Genomic DNA, 1995 nt, shown 5'->3' with positions numbered 1-1995 from the left:
TCGTTTGGCGTTTCCTTTTCGTTAATTTCCTGCTTTTTGCCATCAAGCATTACCATTTTATCAACGACAATGCTATGTTTGCTCCTATTTTGTCCATTATTGTCTGTCCATTGGTCGAATTTCAATCTACCATCTACGAAAACTTTTGACCCCTTTTTGAGATATTGATTTGCGATCTCTGCGGTCTTACCCATAAAAGTGATATCTATAAAGCAGATTTCTTCTTTTTTCTCATTGTTAATAGTGTACTTGTATGTTGATGCGATAGCCGTGTTGCCTATGGCTAGCCCTGATGGTGTGTATCTGAGCTCAACATCCCTTGTTAAATTTCCGATTACGGATACGTAAGTATGCATTTTATCTCCTTTGTTTTTGGTAGTCTATTTTCAATTATTACTATTGCAAAGGTTATACCGCTCATTGGCATATGTAGGTTTATATAGCTATCTATTTCATCGTTTATTCCCAAAAATGCTTTTTGAAAAGTCGCCTTTTTATATCCGTATATCGTTAGCGAACCGTTTGCTTTTCCATCAAAATATATATCTTCGTAGTTTGGATATTCTATAAATACATACGAATTTTCTTTTAAAAATTCATTGATTTTTTCTACCATCGATCCGTCTTTTATAAAAATTTTATCAAAGCTATCATAAAAGCCCATTTTGTCGCTAACGGCTATAATATACGTTTCTTTCATCATTGCGGTACTCATTTTTTCTTCAACGCCTTTTCTATAAATGCTTTACAAATTTTCAGGTCGGCATCGTAACCTTTGGGTAGCTCCAGCTTTTTATCTTTTGCTAGATCTTGCGCTAGTTTGATTTGTTTCTCGCTTGGTGGCACTATGACTTTGTCTTTATTTTTTTCAATAAAATTAGAGCAAATCTTCCAGTCTTTTTCGATGCCGTCTGGCAATTGCATATTTAAACTATGTGCTATATTTTTAGCCCACTCGAGTTGTTTCTCGCTTGGTGGCTTTTGTATGCTATCGTTTAGCTCTTTGAAGCCCATTTTCTCATGTAGTGGTCTTATAAAGTCTAAATAGTCAACCTTTCCATTGCTAATTTCATCTAGCACACTTTCCATTTGTTTCGTAAATTCGCTTTGTGTGATCCACTCATCGTTGTTTGTTTTTATAGTTTCAATAAAATTTATACCCTTTGGCGTTGCTATGATATTGCTATTTTTGCCTTTTGTTTCGATACTTACGTACTCTCTTTTAATAAGTGTTGGTAAAAATGTTGCATACGTGCTTGGACGTCCGATACCTTCTTTTTCCAAAAGAGATATAAAATTACTTTCTTTATAGTGCTGTGGCGCTTGCTTTTTTACTTCCTGTAGATTAAATTCTAATATTTGGAGCTCATCTCCTTGAGCTAGATTTAATGTTATCTCTTGAATTTCTTTATCTTTGTCGTCTTCATCTTCAGTTGTGGCTACGATAGCATTTTTAAATCCTTTATAGATACATTTGCTCGTTTTTGCCTTGAAGCTTAGCGTCTTTATATCTATATCATATATAGTATTTTCGTTAATCGCATTTTTGGCTTGACTTTGAACCGAATTTAAAAAGATAAGCTCATAAAGGCTTTTTTCGTCATCCGTTAGGCTTTCTTTTTTTGCTATTTCTTCTATTTGGTTAAAATCATGTATGTGTGAGATACGTATTGCTTCATGTGCTTCTGCTTGGCTTTGGCTTCCTGCTTTATATTCTTTTTTCTCATACCATTCTTCATTGCCAAATTTAACGCCTACTTCATCTATAAATTCGTTTGATAAGCTGTTGCTATCGGTTCTATGATAAGTAATTAAGCCTTTTTCAAATAATTTTTGAGCAAGGCTCATCGTCTTGTCAGGGCTAAAGCCCAATCTTTTATTTGCGTACTCTTGTAGTTGTGAGGTTCTAAAAGGTACTTTAGGCTTTTGTTGTGCCTGCTTAACATCAATTTTATATACCTTTGCTAGGCTACCAGCTAATTCAGATATTTTGGC

3 protein-coding genes are annotated in these 1995 nt (G+C 34.3%); all 3 read right to left on the bottom strand.

From position 1 onward, the window contains the following. The coding region (gene ssb, locus CVS91_RS10155) for a single-stranded DNA-binding protein (protein WP_107831874.1) at positions 1–356 on the bottom strand (356 nt) is incomplete at its 3' end. Further along, positions 335–715, bottom strand: a complete 381-nt coding sequence (locus CVS91_RS10150) for a hypothetical protein (protein WP_107831873.1) — start codon at positions 713–715, stop codon at positions 335–337. The genes ssb and CVS91_RS10150, both read right to left, overlap by 22 nt. Beyond that, a partial coding sequence (locus tag CVS91_RS10145) for a DNA topoisomerase (protein WP_107831872.1) occupies positions 712–1995 on the bottom strand: 1284 nt, incomplete at its 5' end. The genes CVS91_RS10145 and CVS91_RS10150, both read right to left, overlap by 4 nt.

It is taken from the genome of Campylobacter concisus (genome assembly GCF_003048985.1).
In the GTDB taxonomy this organism is placed as follows: Bacteria; Campylobacterota; Campylobacteria; order Campylobacterales; family Campylobacteraceae; genus Campylobacter_A; species Campylobacter_A concisus_AY.
This window is presented reverse-complemented; position numbering and strand designations above follow the sequence as displayed.